At 55.4% G+C, this 22578-nt stretch carries 22 protein-coding genes and 2 pseudogenes; 14 read left to right on the top strand and 10 right to left on the bottom strand.

What is annotated here, in order from left to right; translation table 11 throughout:
* The first annotated feature begins 304 nt into the window (after nt 1-304).
* A complete protein-coding gene (locus CYJ10_RS30925) occupies nt 305-1345 on the top strand; it encodes a hypothetical protein (RefSeq protein ID WP_101685251.1) in 1041 nt (346 codons plus the stop codon).
* Nucleotides 1346-1474: 129 nt separating this feature from the next.
* On the opposite strand, the gene CYJ10_RS30920 is transcribed toward CYJ10_RS30925, so the two are convergent.
* A complete protein-coding gene (locus CYJ10_RS30920; RefSeq protein WP_101685250.1) occupies nt 1475-2368 on the bottom strand; it encodes a hypothetical protein in 894 nt (297 codons plus the stop codon).
* A gap of 245 nt (nt 2369-2613) precedes the next feature.
* Between CYJ10_RS30920 and CYJ10_RS33965 the strand changes: the two genes are divergently transcribed.
* Nucleotides 2614-3000: a hypothetical protein gene (locus tag CYJ10_RS33965; protein ID WP_146002154.1), complete on the top strand. Its 387-nt coding sequence runs from the start codon at nt 2614-2616 to the stop codon at nt 2998-3000.
* Between the two features lie 55 nt (nt 3001-3055).
* Here the strand turns inward: CYJ10_RS33965 and CYJ10_RS35025 are convergent.
* Nucleotides 3056-3279: pseudogene (locus CYJ10_RS35025) on the bottom strand (HU family DNA-binding protein); the annotation flags it as partial.
* Between the two features lie 55 nt (nt 3280-3334).
* Between CYJ10_RS35025 and CYJ10_RS30910 the strand changes: the two are divergent.
* Together CYJ10_RS30910 and CYJ10_RS30905 are read left to right on the top strand one after the other, a co-directional pair.
* Nucleotides 3335-3454 (top strand): annotated as a pseudogene (locus CYJ10_RS30910) (HU family DNA-binding protein); the annotation flags it as partial.
* A 195-nt stretch (nt 3455-3649) separates the two neighbouring features.
* The gene (locus CYJ10_RS30905) at nt 3650-3964 is read left to right on the top strand and encodes an H-NS histone family protein (protein ID WP_101685249.1); all 315 of its coding nucleotides are present in this window, start codon (nt 3650-3652) and stop codon (nt 3962-3964) included.
* Nucleotides 3965-4333: 369 nt separating this feature from the next.
* Here CYJ10_RS30905 and CYJ10_RS30900 read toward each other — a convergent pair whose 3' ends face one another.
* Nucleotides 4334-5308, bottom strand: coding sequence for a hypothetical protein (locus CYJ10_RS30900; RefSeq protein ID WP_101685248.1), 975 nt, complete (start codon nt 5306-5308; stop codon nt 4334-4336).
* Nucleotides 5309-5625: 317 nt separating this feature from the next.
* On the opposite strand from CYJ10_RS30900, the gene CYJ10_RS30895 reads away from it, so the two are divergent.
* On the top strand, nt 5626-6363 hold the full coding sequence (locus CYJ10_RS30895; protein ID WP_101685247.1) for a hypothetical protein: 738 nt from the start codon (nt 5626-5628) through the stop codon (nt 6361-6363).
* Between the two features lie 432 nt (nt 6364-6795).
* Here CYJ10_RS30895 and CYJ10_RS33960 read toward each other — a convergent pair whose 3' ends face one another.
* Together CYJ10_RS33960 and CYJ10_RS30890 are read right to left on the bottom strand one after the other, a co-directional pair.
* Nucleotides 6796-7590: a competence protein CoiA gene (locus CYJ10_RS33960; RefSeq protein ID WP_146002153.1), complete on the bottom strand. Its 795-nt coding sequence runs from the start codon at nt 7588-7590 to the stop codon at nt 6796-6798.
* A 237-nt stretch (nt 7591-7827) separates the two neighbouring features.
* Nucleotides 7828-8853, bottom strand: a complete 1026-nt coding sequence (locus tag CYJ10_RS30890; RefSeq protein ID WP_180863122.1) for a hypothetical protein — start codon at nt 8851-8853, stop codon at nt 7828-7830.
* Between the two features lie 424 nt (nt 8854-9277).
* Here CYJ10_RS30890 and CYJ10_RS30885 point away from each other — a divergent pair, with 424 nt between their 5' ends.
* The 3 genes from CYJ10_RS30885 to CYJ10_RS30875 all read left to right on the top strand — a co-directional run bounded on the left by CYJ10_RS30885 (nt 9278) and on the right by CYJ10_RS30875 (nt 11950).
* Entirely contained in the window at nt 9278-9976 is a 699-nt protein-coding gene (locus CYJ10_RS30885; protein ID WP_101685246.1) for a hydrolase, read from the top strand.
* Between the two features lie 351 nt (nt 9977-10327).
* Nucleotides 10328-11356 carry a putative phage abortive infection protein gene (locus tag CYJ10_RS30880; RefSeq protein WP_180863121.1) on the top strand — a complete coding sequence of 343 codons (1029 nt, stop codon included), beginning with the start codon at nt 10328-10330 and terminating at the stop codon, nt 11354-11356.
* A 312-nt stretch (nt 11357-11668) separates the two neighbouring features.
* Complete coding sequence (locus tag CYJ10_RS30875) at nt 11669-11950, top strand: hypothetical protein (RefSeq protein WP_101685244.1); 282 nt, start codon at nt 11669-11671, stop codon at nt 11948-11950.
* 163 nt (nt 11951-12113) lie between these two features.
* Here the strand turns inward: CYJ10_RS30875 and cnbZ are convergent, their stop codons facing one another.
* The 4 genes from cnbZ to CYJ10_RS30855 form a co-directional block, all read right to left on the bottom strand.
* Nucleotides 12114-12920 carry a 2-amino-5-chloromuconate deaminase CnbZ gene (gene cnbZ, locus CYJ10_RS30870; RefSeq protein ID WP_257993605.1) on the bottom strand — a complete coding sequence of 269 codons (807 nt, stop codon included), beginning with the start codon at nt 12918-12920 and terminating at the stop codon, nt 12114-12116.
* Nucleotides 12921-12967: 47 nt separating this feature from the next.
* Nucleotides 12968-13756, bottom strand: a complete 789-nt coding sequence (locus tag CYJ10_RS30865; protein WP_101685243.1) for an SDR family NAD(P)-dependent oxidoreductase — start codon at nt 13754-13756, stop codon at nt 12968-12970.
* 221 nt (nt 13757-13977) lie between these two features.
* On the bottom strand, nt 13978-15030 hold the full coding sequence (locus tag CYJ10_RS30860; RefSeq protein WP_101685242.1) for an NAD(P)-dependent alcohol dehydrogenase: 1053 nt from the start codon (nt 15028-15030) through the stop codon (nt 13978-13980).
* Nucleotides 15031-15106: 76 nt separating this feature from the next.
* Entirely contained in the window at nt 15107-15760 is a 654-nt protein-coding gene (locus CYJ10_RS30855; RefSeq protein ID WP_101685241.1) for an SDR family NAD(P)-dependent oxidoreductase, read from the bottom strand.
* 90 nt (nt 15761-15850) lie between these two features.
* Between CYJ10_RS30855 and CYJ10_RS30850 the strand changes: the two genes are divergently transcribed.
* On the top strand, nt 15851-16822 hold the full coding sequence (locus CYJ10_RS30850; protein WP_101685240.1) for a LysR family transcriptional regulator: 972 nt from the start codon (nt 15851-15853) through the stop codon (nt 16820-16822).
* 177 nt (nt 16823-16999) lie between these two features.
* Here CYJ10_RS30850 and CYJ10_RS30845 read toward each other — a convergent pair whose 3' ends face one another.
* A complete protein-coding gene (locus CYJ10_RS30845) occupies nt 17000-17875 on the bottom strand; it encodes a LysR family transcriptional regulator (RefSeq protein ID WP_101685239.1) in 876 nt (291 codons plus the stop codon).
* A gap of 142 nt (nt 17876-18017) precedes the next feature.
* Between CYJ10_RS30845 and CYJ10_RS30840 the strand changes: the two genes are divergently transcribed.
* The 5 genes from CYJ10_RS30840 to CYJ10_RS30820 all read left to right on the top strand — a co-directional run bounded on the left by CYJ10_RS30840 (nt 18018) and on the right by CYJ10_RS30820 (nt 22404).
* The gene (locus tag CYJ10_RS30840; protein WP_101685262.1) at nt 18018-18449 is read left to right on the top strand and encodes a VOC family protein; all 432 of its coding nucleotides are present in this window, start codon (nt 18018-18020) and stop codon (nt 18447-18449) included.
* Between the two features lie 256 nt (nt 18450-18705).
* Entirely contained in the window at nt 18706-19602 is an 897-nt protein-coding gene (locus tag CYJ10_RS30835; protein ID WP_101685238.1) for a glutamate/aspartate ABC transporter substrate-binding protein, read from the top strand.
* 74 nt (nt 19603-19676) lie between these two features.
* On the top strand, nt 19677-20873 hold the full coding sequence (locus CYJ10_RS30830) for a pyridoxal phosphate-dependent aminotransferase (RefSeq protein ID WP_101685237.1): 1197 nt from the start codon (nt 19677-19679) through the stop codon (nt 20871-20873).
* 12 nt (nt 20874-20885) lie between these two features.
* Nucleotides 20886-21671 carry an SDR family oxidoreductase gene (locus CYJ10_RS30825; RefSeq protein WP_101685236.1) on the top strand — a complete coding sequence of 262 codons (786 nt, stop codon included), beginning with the start codon at nt 20886-20888 and terminating at the stop codon, nt 21669-21671.
* A 31-nt stretch (nt 21672-21702) separates the two neighbouring features.
* Nucleotides 21703-22404: a ribonuclease activity regulator RraA gene (locus CYJ10_RS30820; protein ID WP_101685235.1), complete on the top strand. Its 702-nt coding sequence runs from the start codon at nt 21703-21705 to the stop codon at nt 22402-22404.
* Nucleotides 22405-22578: the final 174 nt, after the last annotated feature.

The raw sequence follows: 22578 nt of genomic DNA, 5'->3' as shown, positions 1-22578 counted from the left end.
CCGGCTGCCGCGTGTGCGGCCACCGCGCTTTGCCACAGTCTCCAAAGTAGTCCCCGCTAGATTTTGATGGGAACTACTCTGGATAGGTTCGCCTCTCGTGTCCACACGGCCATCAGCGGACGGTTACCCTGAAAAGGATGCCTACCGAAACCGTTGGCAATCACTGGTTGAGACGATTTGGGACGTGGTGCCGGCAAGGGACTCAGGGAGTAATGCTTGGAGCAGTTGTGTCAAGCAACTGATCTCGGCTGTCGATAAGGGACGTCCCGAGCGAGCAGAGGCAATTCAACGACTTACATACCTCGTGTTACGCGATTCTCTTGATCTGAGCGAGAAGGACGCCTTCGGTGCGGCTTTATGGTCAGACGTGGAGGACCGTGGCGACGCGCTTCCAGAAGGCACAAATCTGCTCACGAGCACATTCGCCGTGCTTCCTGCAGCGGATGGAATCGATGCAGTGGGGCGGGTCCATGCCCGGTTGTTTGGGGCGGGAGTTGTTGCTGATACTCTTCGAATTTCGGAAGCCGATTCGAGAAATGTGGAGGAGAAGCAATCCTATCTTCTGTCGCTGCAGCACGCCGCAAATTTGGGTTTCTATCCGACTTCGGTTGAGGCCACGAGTATGTTCGACGAAATCCTTGCATGGATTGAAGAAGCGGGCGAAAGTTCTGGCGCCCCGCGATTCTTTGCTGACTTGCCGCAATGGATTCAAGATCGGGCCGGCATCATTATCTCCACTGTACTCTTACCGTCAATGGCTGCCGAAGAGCGAACTGCGGGACGATGTGCGAAATTGTTTGCGGCAGTTGAACGAGACAGCGAATGGAACGGCTTGGCCGCCTTGTGCTACTTCTCGACTTGCCTCGATGGCGTAGCGTCCAGGCTCTCTAGGTTGGTTATGAAGGGGCTAATTGCGCCAAATCATCGTGGTGTCCAAAGCGCGGCGTTTGCTGTGGTGAGCTGGGCGGAGCGTAGTAAAGAGGCGGAAAAGGAGGTTCCGTACGAGGTCTACAACCGCTTGGCATCTGCAATTGAACTCGTCCCGGAACATGGTCTCAACGCGTTGTTAGAGTGCGCACGAAAGCTACTGGCCATCGGTGGAGTGCCTGCAGACTTTGCCGTTCGTTTGACGCACGCTTTGTCAGATCTCTTTTCTCGGACGAATTACACAGAGATTGACCCCGCCAGTAGCCGAGCGGTATCGATTTCGCTGGTACGAGCACAATGCGTAAGGCTTGCGGCGGCATTAACGTCGCAGGTCCAGGACGACGAAGCCCTCGAACGGTGGATGGAGGAGGCTAAGACCGACGCGTTACCCGAGGTGCGTTTTGCTGCCGCACATTAGTGATCCCGAGAAGCCGCCGGGGCGAGACAGCAGATGGTGGCCTACTTAGTTCGCCATGCTGCTTAATCACTGATGGCGCGCGCGACCGCCTAGCTATCGCATGAAGCCCGCCAAAGACAATGCGGTTGCCTAGAAAGGGATCTCATCAATGGAAATGTCCAAATATTCGTTGTAGTCGAAGACACCTTCAGAGGTAACTAGCTTTAAGGCGAGTGTTCCAGAAAGTTGATATTCGCTCTTCAATTCTTCACCGTTGAAGATGCTTGCCATCAGTCTAGTCCCTTTGAATTCCAACCTTCCCCATACGTCTTTTCTCAACCGTCGAATTGGAACATCGAGGAAATGCTGGATTGTGCCATCTTGCGCGGTCCCTGCTCTGGGGCAAGTTTTACCATTCTGCGAGATCGACCAGCGATCTGAGGTTAAAAGATATGCCGCCTCAATTTCAGGAGAAGGTAGATTGGAGTCGTTCTTCAAGTCGATAACGAAGTCGACTTCAGCAGTAGCTTCCCATTTATCACGCCTGACAAGTCCGGATGGCTCCCGAAACTCGACCTTAATGCGGCTGCGTCGCAGGGTGCGAATCTCTTCCTGCGCCCACTTAAGTTCAGCCTCTAAGCTCGCCGCTAGTGTCGACGCGGACGCGCCGTGTACGATATGGCGGCGATGCTTGAGGTCGAATGGGATATCCGCTGCGTCGGACGTAAGCAAGATGCAGAGTTTGCCTTTGGCGTGAGCGTATCCAACTTCGTAGAAGACATTCGGATTCTTGTCGCTCATGTCGGCGATCACGATGTCCGCTAAATCGATTTGCCGATAGATGCGCTCAAGCATCCCCTCTTGATAAATTTGCTCGTCTAGGCGCTCAGCCCGTACCCCGAGTTTCGCAGCCGTGTCCTTAATTCCGTAGAGATAGAGATCCTTGAACTTTTTGTCGAAAGGCATAACGACAAAGGCGAAGAGGTCTTCGTTTTGACTCATTCTGTGCGGCGTAGGGGCGAGTGGAAACGACATTGTATCCATGGCTGCATTCGACGACTCAACCCTACTTACCCCTCTTTCGGGGGGGGGTGATTGACGAGGCTTGAGGCTCTTTCTCGATCTTTCTGACGGTGGGTACTCTGATGCGCTACTCGGAAAGTAGGGTGAGGCGTGGGACAGCTGCGCATCGGCAGCACCCGAGAATTATTAACCCTACGGAAGTGGATGTTGCGTGACGAGCATGGAACTAGTTAAATTTCTCCTATTGATATCATAGAGGTAGTATTGTGAAGGCGATATTTATAATTATTTGGTTGTCGATTGTTTCTTTTATTGTGTTTACTACGGGATATAGCGAAAGCAATACGTTGCGATCGGTGGATACCACGTTTGTATTTTTGGGTGCCGTGTTTGGAAGTATCGTTGGTTTGCTTGGTGATACCGTCGACACAACAAAGATGACGGTAAAGCCGGAAGCTCTGGTTCCAATCTCAGGAGCTCAATGGATATTCATTGGTGTTCGCGTAACACTTGGGCTGTTTGCAGCTGCGGTCCTTATCTTCGCTGCACCCAAAGTAGTTAGTGTGGGAGGGCTAGGTGCAGTGTTTATCGCTGCTGGAGTCGGATTTTCAGTGGATACAATAAAGAAGCTGGCCGCTAAATCTGTTGGATAAGCTTCGGACAAATGCCGAAAATTAAATAGCCTGTAATTTTAAAATTTGAAGGTGTCGGCTTTTGATCGAAGTCGACATTTCTTTCCGGTACCTGGATTGCCGACACCTTGAAGAGGCCCGGCAGCGTGAATTCGCCGGCGCCCTTCTTGTGAATCGAACTCACGATTGCACAGTCTTCTTGTCCAGTTCAGTCTGGGCAACCAGGTGAGCCAACAGGCTCGACTTGCTGAAGGCGTCCTTCAGCGGCTTTGCTACAGGCACTGCGGCGACCTTCTTGGCCGCATCGTCTCTCTACAGGGAAACCGAGTAATTGAACTCCTCGGCGAATCTCCATACGAAGAAGCGCTTTGGCAAGAATCCGTTTACCGGCCAGGACCAATGGTTTGCTGCCAAGCTGGCATCCGTGAAGGTCAAGGTTCGTCCGCTGCAGAAGCTGAAGGATGCAGCGCTGTAAGGGATACGACCTTGCTCGGGCCAACCGGAGGGATACGGCCCTCTTCGCATTTTCAGACCCTGAGATTGGTAGCTTTTGATTCCGTCGGTACTCCGAGAGCACTGAAAATGGGGGCGTCGAGACGGGCTGGCTCTGTTTTGGTGGATTCATCTGCTAAGCTTGTCGTCAGCACAAAAAATATTGGAGAAAGACTGAATGGCAACCTACAAGCAATTGCTGGCCCAGAAGGAAGCTCTCGAGGCCCAACTCGCTGAAGTGCGCGCAAATGAGGTGGCGGGCGTCATTGACCAAATCCGTACGCTGATGGAGCAATACAGCCTGTCCGTTGAGGACATTCAAGGTAAGCGCCGTCGTGGTCGACCCGCCGGCAGCGGAGTCGCCAAGGCAGCCAAGGAACCGCTGCCTCCGAAGTACCGCGATCCGAAGACTGGTAACACCTGGTCGGGCCGCGGGCGTGCACCTGCTTGGCTGGGCAAGAATCCAAATCGGTTTCTGATTGAGCAAGAGTAGTCTCCACTGTTCAACAGGTCGGGGAGTTGCGTCTCATTGCATCACCTGGCCAGCTGACATCACGAGGACCTGAAATCCGAGTCACCCCAACGGCGATAATTCCCTATGCGGATGACTTGCGTGGAAACTGCTGATCTTGCAAGAATTCCCATTTTCGGTTCTAATGCCAGCGACAATGGGCTGTGTCGCGAAGTTGTACGGCGGAAATTGTGTCGTATTCCCTAGCTCAGTACGCTATCTTGCAACGTAATATTGTTGCCTACTCGGAAGTAATAACCGAACCAAGCAACCGTAGTATAGTTGCCGCGATCAGACTTTAGCTAAGTCACTTTCCGGCAGAGCGCTGAAGCAAGTGCTGGCGGCTCATTGTCACATCTTGTTCTTCAGATATGCGGAGCGCAGAACAACTCGTCGCTCGACAAGTTGGGAAAGCATAACATTGCATTCCCAATTTTCTGGATAGCGAATCTCCTCTACTACTCGAATATGTGCGACGGCATCCAACGCCGAAGATTTAGACGCATCGAGAACTTTAACCTGATCATATTTCATCAAATGCTCGCATACGCGATATGCGTAGCCATTTGAGCAGAACGTTCGATGTTCAGTAATTGCATGCTGAGAAGGCGATTGGCTGAGAAGCTTCTTGAGGTGAGGGATAAGATTCATGCTCGCCGCCTTATTCGACCTTTGCCTGCTTTTCCGGAGCATGTGCCGCCACCCGAGTCGTGTGAGCTCTATTTCTCCGATGGACGGGCAAAGAATTCTGCCAAATGCTAAGTAGGCAGCGTGAACTAGCTTTCTTCGTGCAGCTAGTGACGCTCCAGTTCTCTGGCTAATAATGATGCCGCGACCGCCTGTGTTTCCAGCGCGCTTGTGATTTGCGCATCTCGCAAGGTCATAAATCATCGCTGGAGTGACACGATGATACGCGCCGTACTCTTGCGGACGAGTTGTCGTTGTCGGATGAACATAGGCCCAATAAATCTCGTTGGCATCGCGATCGACCCATGCAAGACAGATTTCGTGGCTTGTTTTGATTGCCTCTTTTTTGGCAACCCCTTTTAACTTGAATCCACTTTTCAGCGGCTCGCCATAAGTGGGGCCAGACTTAACCTGAGAAAGGATCACCAGCCGTTCTCCTTCATACCAAGGATGCTTGGCTGAGAAGGCCATATCGATCTTAGAGTTGTCTTCTTCTCGAGAGCCCCAATGACCCTCCCCACGGCATGCCAAAATAATTTTGGCCATGGCGTACGATTCTGAATCGCTACCGTTAATAGGGTTTTGCTGCCTGCCCTGCAGTGCTGCAGGCAGTGGTTTGGAAAGCAGTAAGCTTAACATCTTCGGATCTCGTCTTCTCTCTCCTCAGATTCTATCAGTGTCCGATTTTTCTTTGCTTGTGCCTTGGGCGTCTCGACTCTTGGTCCGAACTGCGTGTTCCCCACTGCTGCGGCTCATTTCCAGTGGACTGGCCGGCCCGGCTGGGATAGGGCCTGAATCGATGTCTTGTTGTTAAGATTAAGGGACCCGGCTGCCAAGACGGCTCATGTCGAGTCCTCTATGTCAGAGCCCTTCGAGGCATTTTTGATCTTCAAGATTGGGGAAAGCCGACCGATATTGATGCGGGGAGGCTCAATTGATGAGCCGTTGCTCAGTACATGCTCATATTTGACGAAGCGGCAGAAATACTTCGGAAGGTGGAGGCCCATCTCCTAGGGGTGGATGCCCTGCCTTTCCGGCTCGCAGCGAAGATACAGTGGATCGTGCATCTTCCATTCCCTTTCCTCTCCATCGGAGTGCGCGAGAGGCGAGCGGTTGCGGTGCGATGGAGCTTGCTGTCGGCCGCATTTCTTCTGATCGGCCAAATTTTCATCGCATGGGTCGGAATTGCACGAACGGAATGGGCGAACTATGTATCCATTTCTTGCATGCTGGCGCCTATCCTGTTGATCGCCTTTGCGCTTCCAAGTACGTACGGCGCCAGCGGTGTAACTTCGGATGATGTAGTTCTGGTGAGACGCCACCTACAAGAGCGAGGGTTTTCAAAAGAGTTCGACGTCGAACTGCTGAAGAAGTGCATCAAGCAATTCGAAGATCGTGTACGCGTGCGCATCGTCGGGCTGAAATGGATTGTCGGCTTACTTTGGGCCAGCTTTCTCTACTTCTGGAGTAAGGCCATTGAGGCGTCAGCTATGACGGTGCTACGATCCGTGGGGCTGGCTGTTGGCTTGTTCTTCGCAGTTCTCGTCGGATATCTCTTGGTCTGGGGGTACGAGTCGGCCGTGAATCGTCTTTTCAACTCACTGGCGTTTGGTTGCGATGAACTCTGTAGGGAACTCAAAAATAGAGCCCCCGTCTTGCGGTGCATCGACGCGGATTGCAGCGAGCGCACCTAAATGGAGTTTTTTTCGCGTCTGCGTACCCGTCTTGCGGTGGCGCTCAAGGATGGTAGTCGCCAACAGCAACTAGGGCGAAGTCGGTAACCAGATGATCGCCGTTGCATATGAGTCGGTCGCGTCCTGTGTCCGGACGACGCATCCACCCGGATGCCCAAATCGCGAAGCGGCTTCTTTGGCGCAGCAGGTATTGGCGGAATGGTGCTCATCATCTCCTGGATTTCACCTGTACTACGCAAGCCGGAGGCAGCCTACGGCGGCGTTCATCATTGTTGCCAACGCCCTGCGAGAAGAAGGATCTTGCCAAGCAAGACGGAGGGGCTGACCAGAAGGGGGATGTCGGGCGCCGGCTTGCAATGGCTTCTCGTTTCGCTCCGAAGGTCGGCGTTCCGGTTGCTGGAGCCTCCGCGGGTAACCAAACTTGCTCGCGCCTTAAAGGCGCCCCCGATATCTGCCACGAAGCACCGGCCTCCGGACAATCTGTGCGGTCTGAAGAGGGGCGCGTCCAAACGCTGGGATCCGAAGTGAGCGCTCATAGCTCGCTACTAGCAGTCCGAGCTCACCTGCAAGCGATTGGAAGTCCGCTGCGAGCTTCGTGGCGCCGTTCCTGTGGATGGCTACGAAATCTGCTCGAGAGAACGGCGCTACATATGCGTACCCATTTGATCCCTTTGCGAGCAACCACCAAAGCGGCGTGTCGTTTCCGAAATCAAAAAGGACCGGGGCAGTGGTGTCTACCCACTCTCGTACTATGGGGCAAGCATCATGGCGAACTCGGCGCACCGGAGAGTTTGAAGGCAGCCGTAGTCCTTCATTCCACGCGTCATTGAAGCGCTTGCGGTCTGTCTTCCGCCTGGACCCATCTACCACCCAGGCAAGCTTCTTGTAGAAGACATTGCGGGATCGACGCTCGTCAGGATTGAGGTATGAGTGTTGCAGCTCAATGACCCAGCCGCTGTCGGTCTTAACATCGGCGATGTGCTTCGCCCCATTTTCATCGATTTGGACAACTTCCTGCCAGTTGCTGGGGAACTCATTTTTCCATGCTCGATGCCATTCGCCTTCGTTCTCCCACCATGGATCGCAGGCTCGCCTCGCCTTATGAGCCCAGTGCCAGGTATTTACTTCGCCGCACTTTGCGACCATCGGGCCGGCACAAACGGGGCATGCACCAGCAAGACCTGGCTCGGCCTCCCGGCGTTCTTCGTTCACGATAGAGAATTTCATGTTCGTATCGTCCTGAACTCTGCTGGAATTGGAGGCGGAACTAAGAAGTGCGCGGATTGGGGCAGCCAGCGCTGCTCTGCGGTTTCAGGGAGCTTTGGCGCGCGATTAGACCATCGTCGTCCATAGGCCAGTACGCGTGCAGGAGGCAAAGTCTTTGCCGCGTACAGGCATTGATGATCGGAGGCCAAGATAGTCTGGGTCGGCATGCAGGAACATGGCCTCCGATAGGCGACCATTTCAAGGGCGCGGCACGTCATAATCCTTCCGAATTTCCCGCCTTGTCCGAAATCGTTCCAGAGTCATGGATTTCATCAGCGAAAGAGGTAACCGCGCATCACACAATGGTTCTGTGATTGCGACGACCTTCTTACCCAGTCGCACGTAGCCCTCTTGCGTGGGGTGAATCTCGTTCTCCCAATCGGCCGTGGCCCCCGGTGCGTTCACTTCGGCAGGGGCTAACGTGCCTTGGGTCCAAACCACATGGAAGTTCTCGATCGGTGCGATGTCAAACGGCGGTGCTATGCGAGTGCCCGCAGGGGGATTGAAATCCAGAGCGCAGATGACGCCGGCAAGGCGCTGCATGAATTCGATTGTTAGCTCCTTCCAGTCTGCGGTGGGAATTTCGTAGTCTGTCAGCGCCTTGTAGAGCCACGGGCCGAGTGTCGGTCCAGCCCCCACATCTCTTGGCATAGCCAGATCGTAGACGTGAGTGACAATGGGCGTATCTTTGTTGTATTTGCTGGTGGCCCTCAGTTGGTTGATGGCGTTGTACTGCTGTACTAGGTAAGCGGCAAATACGCTCCAGCCCTCTTCCCGGATATACCGCTGGACGCCTGCGCCTGGGTCCCACTCTTCCTCAGTCAGTAGCAGACGGCAATCGGCGGGGAGTTCCTTGTCGATCTCGCCCGGATGCAATTGCAGCGCATTAATCAAATCGTTGCCCCCACCGGATAGTAGTAGCGCACTCCACCACTGCTCCCGGGCGCCGCTTAAGTACCCCTGGAAGCGCGGGTCACGTGTTAGCAGCGAAGTGGCAGGAAGTCCCGCCATTCGTGCCAGCGTCCTACCCGGGTACGCGCAGTTCACCGCGGCCGCTCGCTTGGAAAAGAACATGTTTTTTAGCATGTTCGTGCTGTTCGCCTTCAACGTGTTCGTGGAGAACCAGGAATCCCCCTGCGCGAGGAACTGGTACTGATAGCTGCTCAAGTCCACGCCCGAGTTGTAGACATCGGCGGCCCAGAAAACATCCAGTCGGTTCGACATTTCCCCTCCTTTGTGATTTTGGTTGTGAGACTGTCGCGACTCACAAGCGGATCGCAATCTGCTCAGCGTTGCAGATTAGGCGGGGGAGGCAAGCTCTTGTATTAGCCCTTGGTAGGAAGCTATGGGCGCTGACTTCCGCTGAGTCAGGCCGGGAGTCGCTGCCAAGACGTACCGCGTAATCGCCAGCGGGGGTGGGCTCCGGCGCGCTTGGCAAAATGGCCTTGGCGAAGGCGTTCTGGCTGAAGTGATGAATATTCAATAAATTTGAATAACTATGACGACGATAGCCCACTTTCTCCGGGTGGACGGTCGCTATAGTTCTGCACATGGACAGCGCAGCAACGCAGCCAAGCAAACGAAGCGGAGCCGGCGCCGTCCACCATAACCTCAAACTTATTGAATACCTTTGATTCCGGAGAACACCATGTCGAACGCCAAGCTGCAAGTCCTGACCCCGCGCAACAGCCAGCTGATCATCATCGACCACCAGCCCCAGATGGCCTTCGGCGTGCAGTCGATGGACCGCCAGACCATGAAGAACAACGTCGTGGGCCTGGCCAAGGCAGCAAAGATCTTCGACGTGCCGACCACCATCACCACCGTGGAAAGCGAATCGTTCTCCGGCTACACCTACCCCGAACTGCTCGACGTCTTCCCGGGCAAGGAAACACTGGAACGCACGTCGATGAACTCGTGGGACGACCAGAAGGTGCGCGACTCACTGGCCGCCAACGGCCGCAAGAAGATCGTGGTGGCGGGCCTGTGGACCGAAGTCTGCAACACGACGTTCGCGCTGAGCGCGATGCTCGAAGGCGACTACGAGATCTACATGGTGGCCGATGCCTCGGGCGGCACGAGCAAGGAAGCGCACGACTACGCCATGCAGCGCATGATCCAGGCCGGCGTGGTGCCGGTGACGTGGCAACAGGTGCTGCTGGAATGGCAGCGTGACTGGAAGAACAAGGAAACGTACGACGCGGTGACGGGTCTGGCGAAGGAACACTCGGGCGCGTACGGCATGGGCATCGACTACGCCTACACGATGGTGCACAAGGCGGCGCAGCGCACGCAGGCCGCGCACGCGTCGATTGCCCCGGTGCATGCGCCGGTAATCGAGTACTGATACCCAAGGTCGGCGGCGAGGAATCCGATAGCTCCAAAGCGAGCAACCGTCCGAACTGGCTGCCGTCCGATTCAGTGACACTCACATCAAGTATCGAAATCTTTTTTCACGATCGCTTCCGCCATCGTCGTTCGAAGGGTCCTGCGGCTGTAAGGCGTCGAGATGAACGGGGGAGTGGTGACCGTCTTGCGCCAGAGATTGGCGACTGGCCCTCAATATTTCACCATCCTTGGGCTCGCTCTAGGGTCTATGCGCATGAATCCGACCATACTTTAACCCCCCGTTGGTAGGGGTTCGGCTGCGTCAATCCTCGGCAGAATGCGATGGCTACCGTATTTCTCTCAGATCGTCATGACCAATCTAGATACCGAAGATAAGGAATCGTCATCGCTGCTGTTCGTAGCGAAATGCACGATGGTGTGCACACTTCTAGTCGCCACTATTGTTGCAGCCATCTACGCATTCGCCTTTTGGGGTAGGTCGATTGAAACGCAGCCCGACGCTTGGGGTCAGCTTGGCGATTACTTTGGCGGCGTAATGAATCCCATAGTCGGTTTAGCGACTGTAGTGCTGATCTTCGTTACTGTCCGCATACAAACCCGGGAGCTGCGCTCTTCGCTCGAAGAACTTCGGCAATCGAACCTAGTACTCGAAGCACAACTAAAATCGACGGCGCGGCAGAATTTTGAGCAAACCCTATTCGCATGGCTTAGCAACTACCGCGATCTTCTGGACTCTGTCGTGGTTATCGGTGAAACAACAACCTTTACCGGACGAAGAGCCCTACATTCGATGTACCTCAGATTTATTTCGCCGAAAAGGTTGTTGACATCGAAGATAGAAGCTGTGGCTCCAATACGACGCGTGATGATCGAAGCAACGCGGAACCGTGGGCATCTCACCGAACAGATGATCGATTCTATCGAAGAAGCCCCGCGCACGGCGCTAGTAGCCTTTGCCGAGGAGAGTTTCGGCGAGCTGTATGCGGAACACGAATATCAACTCGACAGTCTTTTCAGAACATTGTTCCGTATCTTCCGTTGGATAGACGAGCACGAGGAGCTGAGCGTCGAACAGAAGTGGTTCTACGCCGCGCTTGTTAGAGCACAGTTATCGTGGACGGAGCTTGCTTTCCTGTTCTACAACGGTTTGTCTGCAAGAGGCTCGCCATTTGCCACCATCGCAAACAAGTATGCAATATTCGATAACCTAAATCTCAACTCAGACATTGCGTTGTGGATCACAAAGTTGTCGAGGATCCCGGATCCCTACGGTATTGCAGCGTTCAATTCCGCCGAGGCTAAACGACTGCTTAGAGGAAACTGCCAGGAAGATCGGGGCAGGGCGGAAACGTCCTCGCGTTGCTTGCAGCAACTGTGATGACGATTACGTAAAGCCTGAAAGTCTAAAAATTAGACTCATCCCAGAACAGCGGCCGGTCACCTCAACGCGCAATTGTGTGGTCAACTACGTTGACAGGTATGCGGCCCGGGCCTTCTATCAGCGAAAGCCGTAGCAACGCTAGCTACTTGTCTATCCATTGGTGCTCCGCGAACCAGGCTGGGTCGACTGAGTACGGGGTAGCCTTCAGAGGAAGTGGGTGCCGCGTCCACCCCACCTCTGCACTAGGTAACTCACACAAAGGCCGTGGGAAAATGGGAGCCTCTCGTACCAGAAATTGCTTGGAGGAAAATGGCAAACAACCTTTTTGTGTCCTATGACCTGATGGCGGAAGGACAAAACTACGAACGGGTAGCGGCGGCCATCAAGGCATTGGGGAGCTGGGCAAAAGTTCACAAGTCGCTATGGTATGTGAACTCAAGTTTCACTGCTTCGCAGGCGCTGGATTATCTCCAGGCTGCCGTCGATCATAACGACAAGATCCTTGTTATTGATACGACAAATAACAGCGCAGCCTGGAATATCCTTGACCCACAAGTGGCAGCGCATATCAAGGAAAACTGGATCAAGTAACACCTACGCATTCAGCTGAGAACTGAATGCGTAAAAGCCTGCCTTAGGTCTATCCGACTCGCGTTGGTATCAGCGCAAGTCGGGCCAAAGCTCATCGAAGATGAGTTCGTTTAGAACTAGGCGGGATAGGTCGCGCTACTTTGAGGCAAGCTGCCTCTCCAGCTCAGTTTGCCAAGACTATCTCGCGCCGTGCTCCGCGTGCCTCAAGTTCCACCTCTCCTCCGACGATGGGCGGGCGGGCGTAATACTCGAGTACTCCATTGCGGAGCGCATTGCCGAGCCCTCCGAGCAGTTCCGGGCTCAATAGTTTTGGAATTTCCGCAACGTGAAAGATGGCCAGTTGATTTACATCGGTCCACGTTAGGCCAGCTTGCGTCAGGCTCGTGCCGATAGTATCGATGGTGAACTTGGCTCGCTTGGCCATCGCGGCAGGGCTAGTATCGCCTTCTTCAACAACGGTACCGTCACGCATGATGTCTGCGGTGCCCGAGAGGCAAAAGCCTCCCTGACGCGCCGACGTCGGTGCGGTAAAGCTGAATGCACACATCGACGGATGCTCCGGTGCATTCAATGCAAGTGCAATGTTGGAGCGGCAGACCGCACTCAAATCTCCGTACAGTAGTCCCCAACGTTTCAACTGCTCAAGATACGGAGTGTTGAAGCTCGACCAATCGGCCGGTGTGAGTTGTGCCGGGACGCGCATTTCGATTCCGCAGAAAGACTGGACAGGCCGACCAATGCCCCGCAAGTAGTTCTCGATGAATACGTAGGCGTCTGCTAGCGGCAGCCAGTTTTGCAACTGCACACGTACAACTTCGAACCCATCGTGCGGAACGATGCCGGTGCAGTACGCGATGCCACCGGGAAGGACGCGATAGCCTCCGACTTTGTTATCCAGCATGTGTGCGTAAGGGCCAGTGGGGATCGCCTCTATGACGGAGGCATTGAGGCTGTTCGACAGGGTATTCATGGTGTGAGTCCGTGAGTCAGATGGACGCCATATCCAGGCATCGGGCGTTAAGGAAGGTCTAACTCCACCGGAGCAAACCAATTGGTAAGCGACAGCCCACCGTCGACGACAATTGACGCGCCGGTGACGTAGGACGAGATTCGATCTGACAGTACTGCCAGGGCCAATGGAGCAAGGTCCGAGCTTTGGCCCAGGCGACCCAGCGGGATGTGCTGTGTAAGGGAAGGGTCTGCCACGAACCCACCGGCGGCTATTGCGCCTGGCACCAACGCGTTCACACGAATGCCGAATCGGCCGCAAGCCTTGGCCAATTCCTTGACCAGCATAGCTAGCGCCGCTTTTGCGGTACTGTAGTGCGGAAGATTGCGTGGCGTCGTCGCGTGAAGCGACGTGAGGAAAAGAAACGAGCCGGGCTCTCGCGCATCAATTAGTTTGCGGGAGAATTCCTGCGCCAAGTGAAAACCGGCATCGACGTTGACAGAGCGCATGACGTTCCATGTTGCACGGTCCACGGTGAAGATGTGGTCGCTTTCTTTACGCGCAGGCGATGCACTGTGCACGAAATGAGTAACAAGGCCAATCTCTGAAGATGCGTAGTCAATCAGCGCCGTACAGCCTTCGGGCGTCGAAAGGTCTCCGTGCCACGGCTTGGCTAAGTCCGGGCGCGGGCAACTGTTGATTGCGTCGTCGATTCTGCGGCGGTCAACGTCTGCAAAGATTGTTGGTACCCCTTCGCCGACCAATGCTGAAGCGATTGCTCGACCGATCCCATTGCCCGCCCCGGTGACTACCGCAGCATGCTTGGTGGGGTCGAAGGCGTTCGTAAACAAGCTCATGGTGGCCTCTCTGGGCTAAAAATTGGGCGAAGGCGGCTCGGAAGCCTGAGAATCACCTCAGCAAGATCGCTTTCGCGTGCACCGGAGAATCTGGTGCGCTGCGACTGGCGGCCGCTCGAACTCAAGTCATCGCGGCTAGAGGGCCGCGATGAATCGACGCATGGGCTAGCAGCAGTGCACGCAATTTCACGACTGTCCTGGTGAACGGGCAGTCTTTGGCGTTAGATTGTCGCCATGTCGATGACGAATCGATACTTGACGTCGCTCTTCTTCATACGCTCGAAGGCGGCCTCAATGTCCTTCATGTCAATCATCTCGATGTCCGAAGTGATGCCATGTTTGGCGCAGAAATCGAGCATCTCCTGTGTCTCCGGGATCCCGCCAATTAGCGAGCCAGCTAGCTGGCGACGCTGGAAGATCAGATTGGCAACATTGGGCGACGGATGGGAGGTGTCAGGCACGCCCACCATCGTCATCGTGCCGTCTCGCTTGAGCAGTGCCATGAAGGCATCCAGGTCATGCGGTGCCGCGACAGTGTTGAGGATGAAGTCAAAGCTCTTTGCGTGTGCCGCCATCTCGTCGGCATTGCGAGAAACTACGACCTGGTCGGCGCCAAGGTCTCGAGCATCCTGAATCTTCGCCGGAGAGGTTGTGAATGCAACCACCTCAGCGCCCATCGCGTGTGCGAGTTTGATCCCCATGTGGCCTAGACCGCCGATGCCGACAATCCCTACCTTCTTGCCGGGACCGACTTTCCAATGGCGCAGTGGAGACCACGTGGTCACGCCAGCGCACAGAAGTGGCGCAACTGCGGCCAAGTCAGCTTCGCCGTGTGAGATCTTCAATACGAAGTGTTCATCGACGGTGATGCCTGCCGAGTACCCGCCAAACGTATTTTCGCCACTTCCGTCGAGCCAGCCGTTGTACGTTTGAAGCCAGCCGTGCGGCCCTTCGCAGTACTGCTCAAGGCCGTCGTGGCAAGAATCGCAATGGCGGCAGCTACCTACCATGCAGCCGACACCGACTACGTCACCGACCTTATGCTTGGACACTGCGCTGCCGACGGCAGTCACGCGTCCAATGATTTCATGTCCGGGAACGAGTGGGTAACGCATCCCAGGCCATTCGCCGCGGGCGGCGTGCAAATCTGAATGGCACACGCCGCAATAGAGGATATCGATGGCGACGTCTAGTTCCCCCACTTCGCGACGGGGGATGGTGGTCGGTGCAAGCGGTGTGGTCGGCGACTGCGCCGCGTAGGCTTTTGTTTGCATGAGTTTAGGTTGTTACCTGTTCATTTCGTGGGCGTTTGTAACCAGCTGACAGCGCGTCAAGCGTTTGGCAGTTCGGTCAGGCTGTATAGGTGACTTCAGCCGTCCAGGCGTCGTTGGGTTGGCTGTGGAGTTTCCAAAATTCCTCTGCGATGCCTGCGGCCTCAATTGAGTCGGGTTTCACGAACGCGGCGACTGTTACCGATGCGACATGCACACCTTGGGTCTTGGCTGTGTTGAAGAGCCCGTGGGCCAAAGCACGGATTCCCGCCTTGCCAAGACTCAACGACAAGTACTCGGGATTGGGGCTGATCGCGAAGAATCCACCAGTCAGTAGGATTGCTCCCGACTTCCGTGTACTCATACCGGGCATGGCAGCCTGCGCTGCAACAAGCGCTCCGCCAATGTTCACAGAAAGGTCAGAGACAAACGTATCAGTCGGCTGATTCGCTAGCGTTGCCTGCCTCAGAATCGCTGCGTTGTAGTGCAGGACGTCTACAGCTCCCCGTTGGCTTTCCACGCTATTGACGAGTTCAACGAGTGCGTTGGGGTTGCTGGCATCAACGGCTCTTGCCTCGGCTGAGTAGCCTTGAGCAATCAACCGATCGCTTAGTTGGCGCGTGCGTTCCAAGTCGCGAGCAGAAAGTACGACATGGAACCCTTCGCGGGCGAAGCGCTCTGCAGTAGCGAAGCCGATGCCGGGTCCCGAACCGATGCTAAGAAACGTCTTCATTTTTTGTGTGCGGATGCTAGGAAGTGTCTAGATCCACGAAGACTAGCAAATGCATAATGAGAGATAATCCGGCAAACACGCAGAAATATCATGCAAGATATGCAGGAATTGCTCAGCAAGGTGAGCTTGGAAGAACTCTCAGCCTTTGTTGCGGTTGTTGAAGCACACAGCTTCACGGATGCGGCGAAGACTGTTGGGCGGGACGCGACCATTGTGTCGCGCCGCATCGGGCAACTGGAGCAACGTCTGGGGGTTCGGTTGCTTTCACGCACGACCCGACGGGTAGTCCTGACCGAGGTCGGCGCCCTTTACTACAAGAGGGTTCGGGCTCTATTGGACGAGTTAGGCAGCGCCAATGAGGAGGCCAGCAATTTCGCAGCGAGTCCTCAGGGCCTATTGCGCATATCTCTACCGGTCACGTTCGGCCGGCGCTGGATAGCCCCACTTTTGCCTGGTTTCTTGGCCAAACATCCGAAGATTAGGGTCGATGCAAGATTCGCAGATCGCTACGTCGACATCGTTGCCGAGGGCTTTGACGTCGCGGTTCGTGTTGGTGTCCTACGTGATAGCTCGCTGGTCGCTCGTCGCATAGCGCCATTTCGAAACTTGCTGTATGCAGCGCCGGCGTATATCCATACGCGTGGTTTGCCGAAAGAACCCGAAGATCTTGAGGCTCACGCGTGTCTCGGGTTCATCAATCACGCTAGCTGGCCGGACTGGGTGTTGAAGAAAGGGGTACAGCAAAAGACAATCCGGCCCATCGGCCCCCTGAACTCGGATAGCTCCGAGGCAATCTTGCAGGCAGCAATCGAAGGCGCGGGAATCATATTGACGCCAGACTGGCTCGCCGATGCAGCGGTAAGAGCAGGTGAATTGGTCCAAGTACTGACCGATTGGCAGGCGGCGGAAGAGGGCGGTATCTATGCAGTGATGCCGCCAGGACGGCTAGTGCCCTCCAAAACTCGAGTTTTCGTTGATGAAATTGCTCATGCGGTCTTGGCAGGGTTGGACCATGAGCGAGCAAAAACGAGAAGGCGAGTGGCAAAACGCAAGGATGGCTAGGTCGGGCGGGGCGTGGATGTAGCCACGCGACTCCGCGTCCGCACCTCAGCATTCCCGAAGGCGTTCCCTGCGCCTACTGCAGCAAATCTGTTGGTAAAACGCTCTGGACGAGCGCTTCCAAAAAGCCGTTCGCGATTTGAATCTATGACTGTCCGCTGCAGTGGGCTTCACCGAGACCTATCGTGAATTGCCATTTTCGGCTGCTTCGGAAATGCGTTGCGCGAGGAGTGTCGCCGCCGCTTGCCGACTATGTGAAGGACGCTCCACCAGACCAATTTCCCGGAAGAAGGTCGCACTGCCTAAGTCGAGTACTGCAACGCCTTTGGGAATCTCGAGAGCGTCTGTCATGGGTAGCAGCGCTACACCAAGCCCGTGGCGGACGAGTTGTGCGATGCCTTGGAGTTCGTCTAGTTCGATTGCATCCTTCACGGAAATTCTTGTGCGCCGCAAGAATTGGTCGACCAGCCTGCCACCGAAGGAGCCACGGTCGTAGCGGATAAAGGGTTCGTTCTCCAGCAACTCTTTCCAATCTGTCCTTTTGAGCTTTTGAGGTGCTAACAGCACAAAGGGTTCGGAGCGAAGCACTCGCCATTGGAGGTCAGATGGCAAGGCGAAGGGAGGCTTGATCATCACGGCAATATCGACTTCGCCGGAATCTACCTGTCCAAGCAGGTTGAGTGACACACCAGGCATCAATCGGATCCGATACCCGGGGTTCTCATTGCGAAAGACTGCGAGGGCATCTGCTAGGAATGACACCTGGGCCGACGCAATTGCACCAACCCGAATCAGGCCGGTGCGCGGGCTGCTTGCTGTACGCCCCAGCTTTCCATAGACGGCCATCATCTCTTCAGCAACCGCTAGCGCCTCACGACCAGAGGTATTCAAGACGGCGGACCGACCAGTGCGGTCGAACAGAGGAAATCCAAGCTCTTCCTCGAGCCTGTGGATTTGTGCGCTCACGGCCGATTGCGTGAGACCAATGTGGGCTGCTGCATTTGCGAAAGTACCGTAACGCACGACGGCCATGAAGGTCTGGAGTTCTCGAAGCATAGGTGTTGATCACAAATATTGTTGCTAAGGGCAAAAATATATCGCTTTTTTTGTATGGTGGACGGCAATAGACTAGCTTCACTTGCTGGCTTTGCAAAGATATTCCGGTGTTGCCAGCCGCCGAAGTACCCCCATGAATGCCATGACGACTACTCAAAACATGCCTCCGTTTCACCTCGCCTTCCCTGTCAACAATATCGCTGAAGCGCGCCAGTTCTACGGCGAGTTGCTGGGCTGCCCTGAAGGCCGCAGTGCTGAAGATTGGGTTGACTTTGACTTCTATGGTCACCAGATCGTTGCCCACCTGGCACCGGACGAAGTTGGTCATCGCAAGACCAGTGCTGTCGATGGCGACGCGGTTCCCGTGCGTCACTTCGGCGCAGTTCTGTCGATGGCGCAGTGGGAAGCTCAGGCCGAGAAGCTGAAGGCGGCAGGCATCAAGTTCATCATCGAACCGCACATTCGCTTCAAGGGCGAGCCTGGCGAACAGGCAACGATGTTCTTCCTGGATCCGTCGGGCAATGCCCTGGAAATCAAGGCGTTTGCTGACATCAGCTCGCTGTTCAAGAAGTAACACCATCCTTGGTGATCAACGGCGATGGGGGTAGGTCGGATTCCCCATCGTCGATAGCCGCAAAGACGGCACCAAAACAACACGACCATTCTCCTCAGCTCTGACTTCAGCACACAGATGCAAAGACATCTCGGTGTTGACGCGTGCGTCGACAGCAGGTGCGTGCGCAGTAGTTTCCCTTCTTTCCCGCGGACGGATCCCATCCGCCGCATGTTGGGCTCATTAGCTCAAGTCGAGACTGATTCAAGGAGAAATCATGCATAAGACCCTTCGTGTATTCGCTGCAGTAGCGCTGCTGGCGGTGGTTGGCGGCGTCAACGCCGCGGACTTGGGGCCGACGCTCCAGAAGGTTAAGGACACTGGCGTTATTACACTCGGTGTACGGGATTCATCTGTTCCCTTCAACTACAACCTCGGTGGTGTCCGTCAGGTTGGTTACTCCTACGACATCAATCTGAGGATTGTGGACGCCGTTAAGGACCAGTTGAAGCTCCCGAACCTGCAGGTCAGGGAAATCCCGATCACTTCGCAGAACCGAATTTCTCTGCTTCAAAACGGCACCATCGACATTGAGTGTGGCTCGACCACAAACAACCTCGAGCGCCAAAAGCAAGTCGCGTTCTCGAACACAATCTTCATCATCGGTACCAGGCTGCTGACACGCAAGGACTCAGGCGTGAAAGACTGGTCTGACCTTAAGGGTCGAAACGTAGTTGTCACTGCGGGTACGACGTCGGAACGCTTGCTTCGCAAGATGAATGATGACCAGAAGCTTGGTATGAACATCATCAGCGCTAAGGATCATGGCCAATCATTCCTTACGTTGGACTCGGGTCGTGCGGTCGCATTCATGAACGACGATGCAATCCTGTTTGGCGAACGTGCGAAGGCAAAGAACCCCCAAGAATGGGTGGTCGTCGCCAGACCGCAGACGCAAGAAGCCTACGGCTGCATGCTTCGGAAAGACGACGCGTTGTTCAAGAAGGTGGCTGACCAGGTCATCGCCGGTTTGATGAAGGACGGATCCATCAACGCGATGTACACAAAGTGGTTCACGCAGCCGGTACCTCCCCGTGGCTTCAGCGTTGATTTCCCGATGTCGGATGAGATGAAGGCTCTCATTCGCAATCCCAATGACAAGGCTCTCGACTGATTAGTCGCCTTGCTTCCCAGGAAGCGGAAACGAGTTTTCCGCTTCATCCTCCTGACTACGTCGTCAACATTCCGATGCTATCCAACCTACTCAATGCGGTGAAGCCTTCACCGACGCTTGCTATCACCAAGACCGCCGGCGAGATGCGACGGCGTGGGGTCGATGTTATCGGTTTGTCGCAAGGCGAACCGGATTTTCCGACTCCTGAACACATCTGCGAGGCGGCAAAGCAGGCTATCGATGCTGGCGCAACGCGCTACACAGATGTCGATGGAACACGGGAACTGAAGGAAGCCATCGCCCGGAAGTTCTGGCGAGATAACAGTTTGTCGTATGAGACAACTGAGATCAGCGTAGGAACGGGTGGTAAGCAGGTCATCTTCAACGCACTCCTCGCGACGATCAATGTGGGAGATGAGGTAATCATTCCCGCTCCCTACTGGGTGTCCTATCCAGACATGGTTCGTCTGGCTGGAGGCGTTCCAGTTGAAGTGGAGTGCAGCGAGCAGCAAGGCTTCAAGGTAACGGCTGCCCAACTCAAGGCCGCAATCACGCCGCGAACCAAGTGGATCATTTTGAATTCCCCGAGCAACCCGACGGGTTCTGGGTACTCGCGCACTGAGCTCGCGGAGATTGGCGAAGAGCTTTTGAAACACCCGCACGTGCTGGTGATGACCGATGACATGTACGAGCATATTCGCTACGACGGCTGGCAATTCTCGACAATTGCATCGGTTGTGCCTGAGCTACGCGATCGCACGCTGACGGTCAACGGTGTCTCCAAGTCATACGCCATGACCGGTTGGCGAATCGGCTACGCAGGTGGACCCACGACGCTGATTCAGGCGATGAGCACCATCCAATCGCAGAGCACAAGTAATCCATGCTCTGTGGCTCAAGCCGCCGCCTTGGCTGCCCTTGATGGATCGATGGAATTCATCACGCCGCGCAATCAGGCATTCCAGCGCCGGCGAGATGATTGTCTTTCGGCGTTGAACTCCATTGAAGGCTTGAGCTGCCGAAAGCCAGAAGGAGCGTTCTACCTTTTTCCGTCGTGCGGCGGTCTAATTGGTAAGGCGACCCAGGATGGAGTCGTCCTTAGGAATGATGTCGACGTTTGCCAGTACTTCCTGGATCGCGCCCACGTGGCGGCTGTGCCTGGTAGCGCCTTTGGGCTGGAGGGCTACTTCCGGATTTCTTTTGCGACATCCGACGAGCGACTTGCCGAAGCGTGCAAGCGTATCAAGGAAGTCTGTTCCGTACTAGCGTAAGGAGTGTAATCAATGGATTTGGGAATCGCCGGAAAGCGTGCGCTGGTGCTGAGCGCGGGTGGCGGGCTAGGGTGCGCCATCGCTGTCGCGCTTGCCAAGGAGGGTGTTGAAGTCTGCATCTCGGATCGCGACGAAGGAGCACTTAAGGCCACCGCTGACAAAGTTGGTGGTACCGGCGCTCGAGTTCATAGCTTCGTGTGGGACCTGGGCGTCCAGGAGCAATGGGTAGGTGGCGCGAAGTCCGTGCTATCTGAGGTCGGTGGTATCGACATCCTTGTGAACAACACCGGCGGGCCGCAACCAGGCCCGGCCTTTGGTCACTCTACGGCCATTTGGCACGAAGCTTTCAATTCCATGGTGCTGTCTGTGGTGGGAATTACAGACATCCTCCTCCCCGGTATGCGGGAGCGTGGTTGGGGGCGCATCATTACAAGTACGTCGTCCGGAGTTATCTCGCCGATTGCAAATCTGGCGTTGTCGAACGCTACTCGGATTTCGCTCGTAGGCTGGTCTAAGTCTCTGGCGCGAGACGTGGCGCGCGATGGTGTAACGGCAAACATCGTTGTCCCGGGGCGCATCGCCACGGCGCGCACAAAGTTCCTGGATTCGGCGAAGGCGAAAAGGGAAGGACGCGAAGCCGGAACAGTGCAGGCAGAAAGTGAGGCGAGCATCCCAATGGGACGTTATGGCACTCCTGCGGAGTACGCAGACGCCATAGCGTACCTTGCCAGCGAGAGGGCTTCCTATATTACTGGGACGACCCTGCGTGTTGACGGCGGATTGATTCCCACTGTTTGACGTACCTATCTAACTAGACGAGGAGAGCAACATGGCAGTATCTGATAGTGAAATGTTCGAGGCGTTGTCAGGCGTCACCACGGCCACGCTGACCACCATTCTCCTGAAGAAAGGGCTTCGGAATGTGTGGATCCGGGGCGCATTTCCTCTAGTCCAAGGTTCCGAGCGCATTGTTGGGCGCGCGTTCACGGTGCGCTTCGTGCCATCCCGTGAAGACCTTGCGACTCCGGAATCTTGGGCTTCTCCGAAGTCGAGCCGAGGTGCGATCGAGCAGATGCCGGCAGGATGCATCGCTGTAGTGGACGCAATGGGTGTGAAAGACGCCGGAATTTGGGGCGATATCCTTTGTGCGCGGATGGCAAAGCGTGGCGTAAAGGGACTGGTTACGGATGGGGTAGTTCGCGATTTGGCTGGCGTTTTGGGTACCGGCCTCCCAGTCTGGGCGAGTGGTGCAGCTGCGCCGCCTTCGGTGGCGGGACTAACCTTTGTTGACTGGCAGCAGCCGGTGGCGTGCGGTGGCGTGGCGGTGTTCCCGGACGATGTGATTGTCGCTGATCAAGACGGCGCCGTGATTATTCCGGCCGCCCTGGTTGCCGATATCGTGGATGCGGCTGTCGAGCAAGAGCGGTTCGAAGGCTGGATCATGGACGAAGTGAATGATGGTGCGGTCCTTCCGGGCCTTTATCCGCCGAACGAAGCCAACAAGGCTAAGTACGAAGCAAGCAAGAAGTAAGTACCGGTGTCAGTGGTGTTACGGCGATGCAGGTGGGCACCTGCATCGCTTTTTTTCGTTCGCCGCCGAGATATGCTCCATTCGGCGATTGGCGCAGGACGAATCCATACAGCCACGAAGTAACAAGAAGGCTGAAGGTCTCTTCAGGTCGGCTACAGCCCGTCGCCGCCGGGT

Origin of the sequence: Cupriavidus pauculus, assembly GCF_002858765.1 — a bacterium.
Taxonomy (GTDB): domain Bacteria; phylum Pseudomonadota; class Gammaproteobacteria; order Burkholderiales; family Burkholderiaceae; genus Cupriavidus; species Cupriavidus pauculus_B.
This window is presented reverse-complemented; position numbering and strand designations above follow the sequence as displayed.

Excerpts from the sequence above, each read along its gene's own strand:
- CYJ10_RS30865 (WP_101685243.1), bottom strand. The coding sequence starts at position 13,756 with ATGAGCTTGTTTACGAACGCCTTCGACCCCACCAAGCATGCTGCGGTA.
- CYJ10_RS30840 (WP_101685262.1), top strand. The coding sequence starts at position 18,018 with ATGACGACTACTCAAAACATGCCTCCGTTTCACCTCGCCTTCCCTGTC.
- CYJ10_RS30885 (WP_101685246.1), top strand. The coding sequence starts at position 9,278 with ATGTCGAACGCCAAGCTGCAAGTCCTGACCCCGCGCAACAGCCAGCTG.
- CYJ10_RS30820 (WP_101685235.1), top strand. The coding sequence starts at position 21,703 with ATGGCAGTATCTGATAGTGAAATGTTCGAGGCGTTGTCAGGCGTCACC.
- CYJ10_RS30905 (WP_101685249.1), top strand. The coding sequence starts at position 3,650 with ATGGCAACCTACAAGCAATTGCTGGCCCAGAAGGAAGCTCTCGAGGCC.
- CYJ10_RS30830 (WP_101685237.1), top strand. The coding sequence starts at position 19,677 with ATGCTATCCAACCTACTCAATGCGGTGAAGCCTTCACCGACGCTTGCT.
- CYJ10_RS30860 (WP_101685242.1), bottom strand. The coding sequence starts at position 15,030 with ATGCAAACAAAAGCCTACGCGGCGCAGTCGCCGACCACACCGCTTGCA.
- CYJ10_RS30835 (WP_101685238.1), top strand. The coding sequence starts at position 18,706 with ATGCATAAGACCCTTCGTGTATTCGCTGCAGTAGCGCTGCTGGCGGTG.
- CYJ10_RS30845 (WP_101685239.1), bottom strand. The coding sequence starts at position 17,875 with ATGCTTCGAGAACTCCAGACCTTCATGGCCGTCGTGCGTTACGGTACT.
- CYJ10_RS30890 (WP_180863122.1), bottom strand. The coding sequence starts at position 8,853 with ATGTCGAACCGACTGGATGTTTTCTGGGCCGCCGATGTCTACAACTCG.
- CYJ10_RS33960 (WP_146002153.1), bottom strand. The coding sequence starts at position 7,590 with ATGAAATTCTCTATCGTGAACGAAGAACGCCGGGAGGCCGAGCCAGGT.
- CYJ10_RS30895 (WP_101685247.1), top strand. The coding sequence starts at position 5,626 with ATGCTCATATTTGACGAAGCGGCAGAAATACTTCGGAAGGTGGAGGCC.
- cnbZ (WP_257993605.1), bottom strand. The coding sequence starts at position 12,920 with ATGAATACCCTGTCGAACAGCCTCAATGCCTCCGTCATAGAGGCGATC.
- CYJ10_RS30875 (WP_101685244.1), top strand. The coding sequence starts at position 11,669 with ATGGCAAACAACCTTTTTGTGTCCTATGACCTGATGGCGGAAGGACAA.
- CYJ10_RS30920 (WP_101685250.1), bottom strand. The coding sequence starts at position 2,368 with ATGGATACAATGTCGTTTCCACTCGCCCCTACGCCGCACAGAATGAGT.
- CYJ10_RS30825 (WP_101685236.1), top strand. The coding sequence starts at position 20,886 with ATGGATTTGGGAATCGCCGGAAAGCGTGCGCTGGTGCTGAGCGCGGGT.
- CYJ10_RS30850 (WP_101685240.1), top strand. The coding sequence starts at position 15,851 with ATGCAAGATATGCAGGAATTGCTCAGCAAGGTGAGCTTGGAAGAACTC.
- CYJ10_RS30880 (WP_180863121.1), top strand. The coding sequence starts at position 10,328 with ATGACCAATCTAGATACCGAAGATAAGGAATCGTCATCGCTGCTGTTC.
- CYJ10_RS30855 (WP_101685241.1), bottom strand. The coding sequence starts at position 15,760 with ATGAAGACGTTTCTTAGCATCGGTTCGGGACCCGGCATCGGCTTCGCT.
- CYJ10_RS30900 (WP_101685248.1), bottom strand. The coding sequence starts at position 5,308 with ATGTTAAGCTTACTGCTTTCCAAACCACTGCCTGCAGCACTGCAGGGC.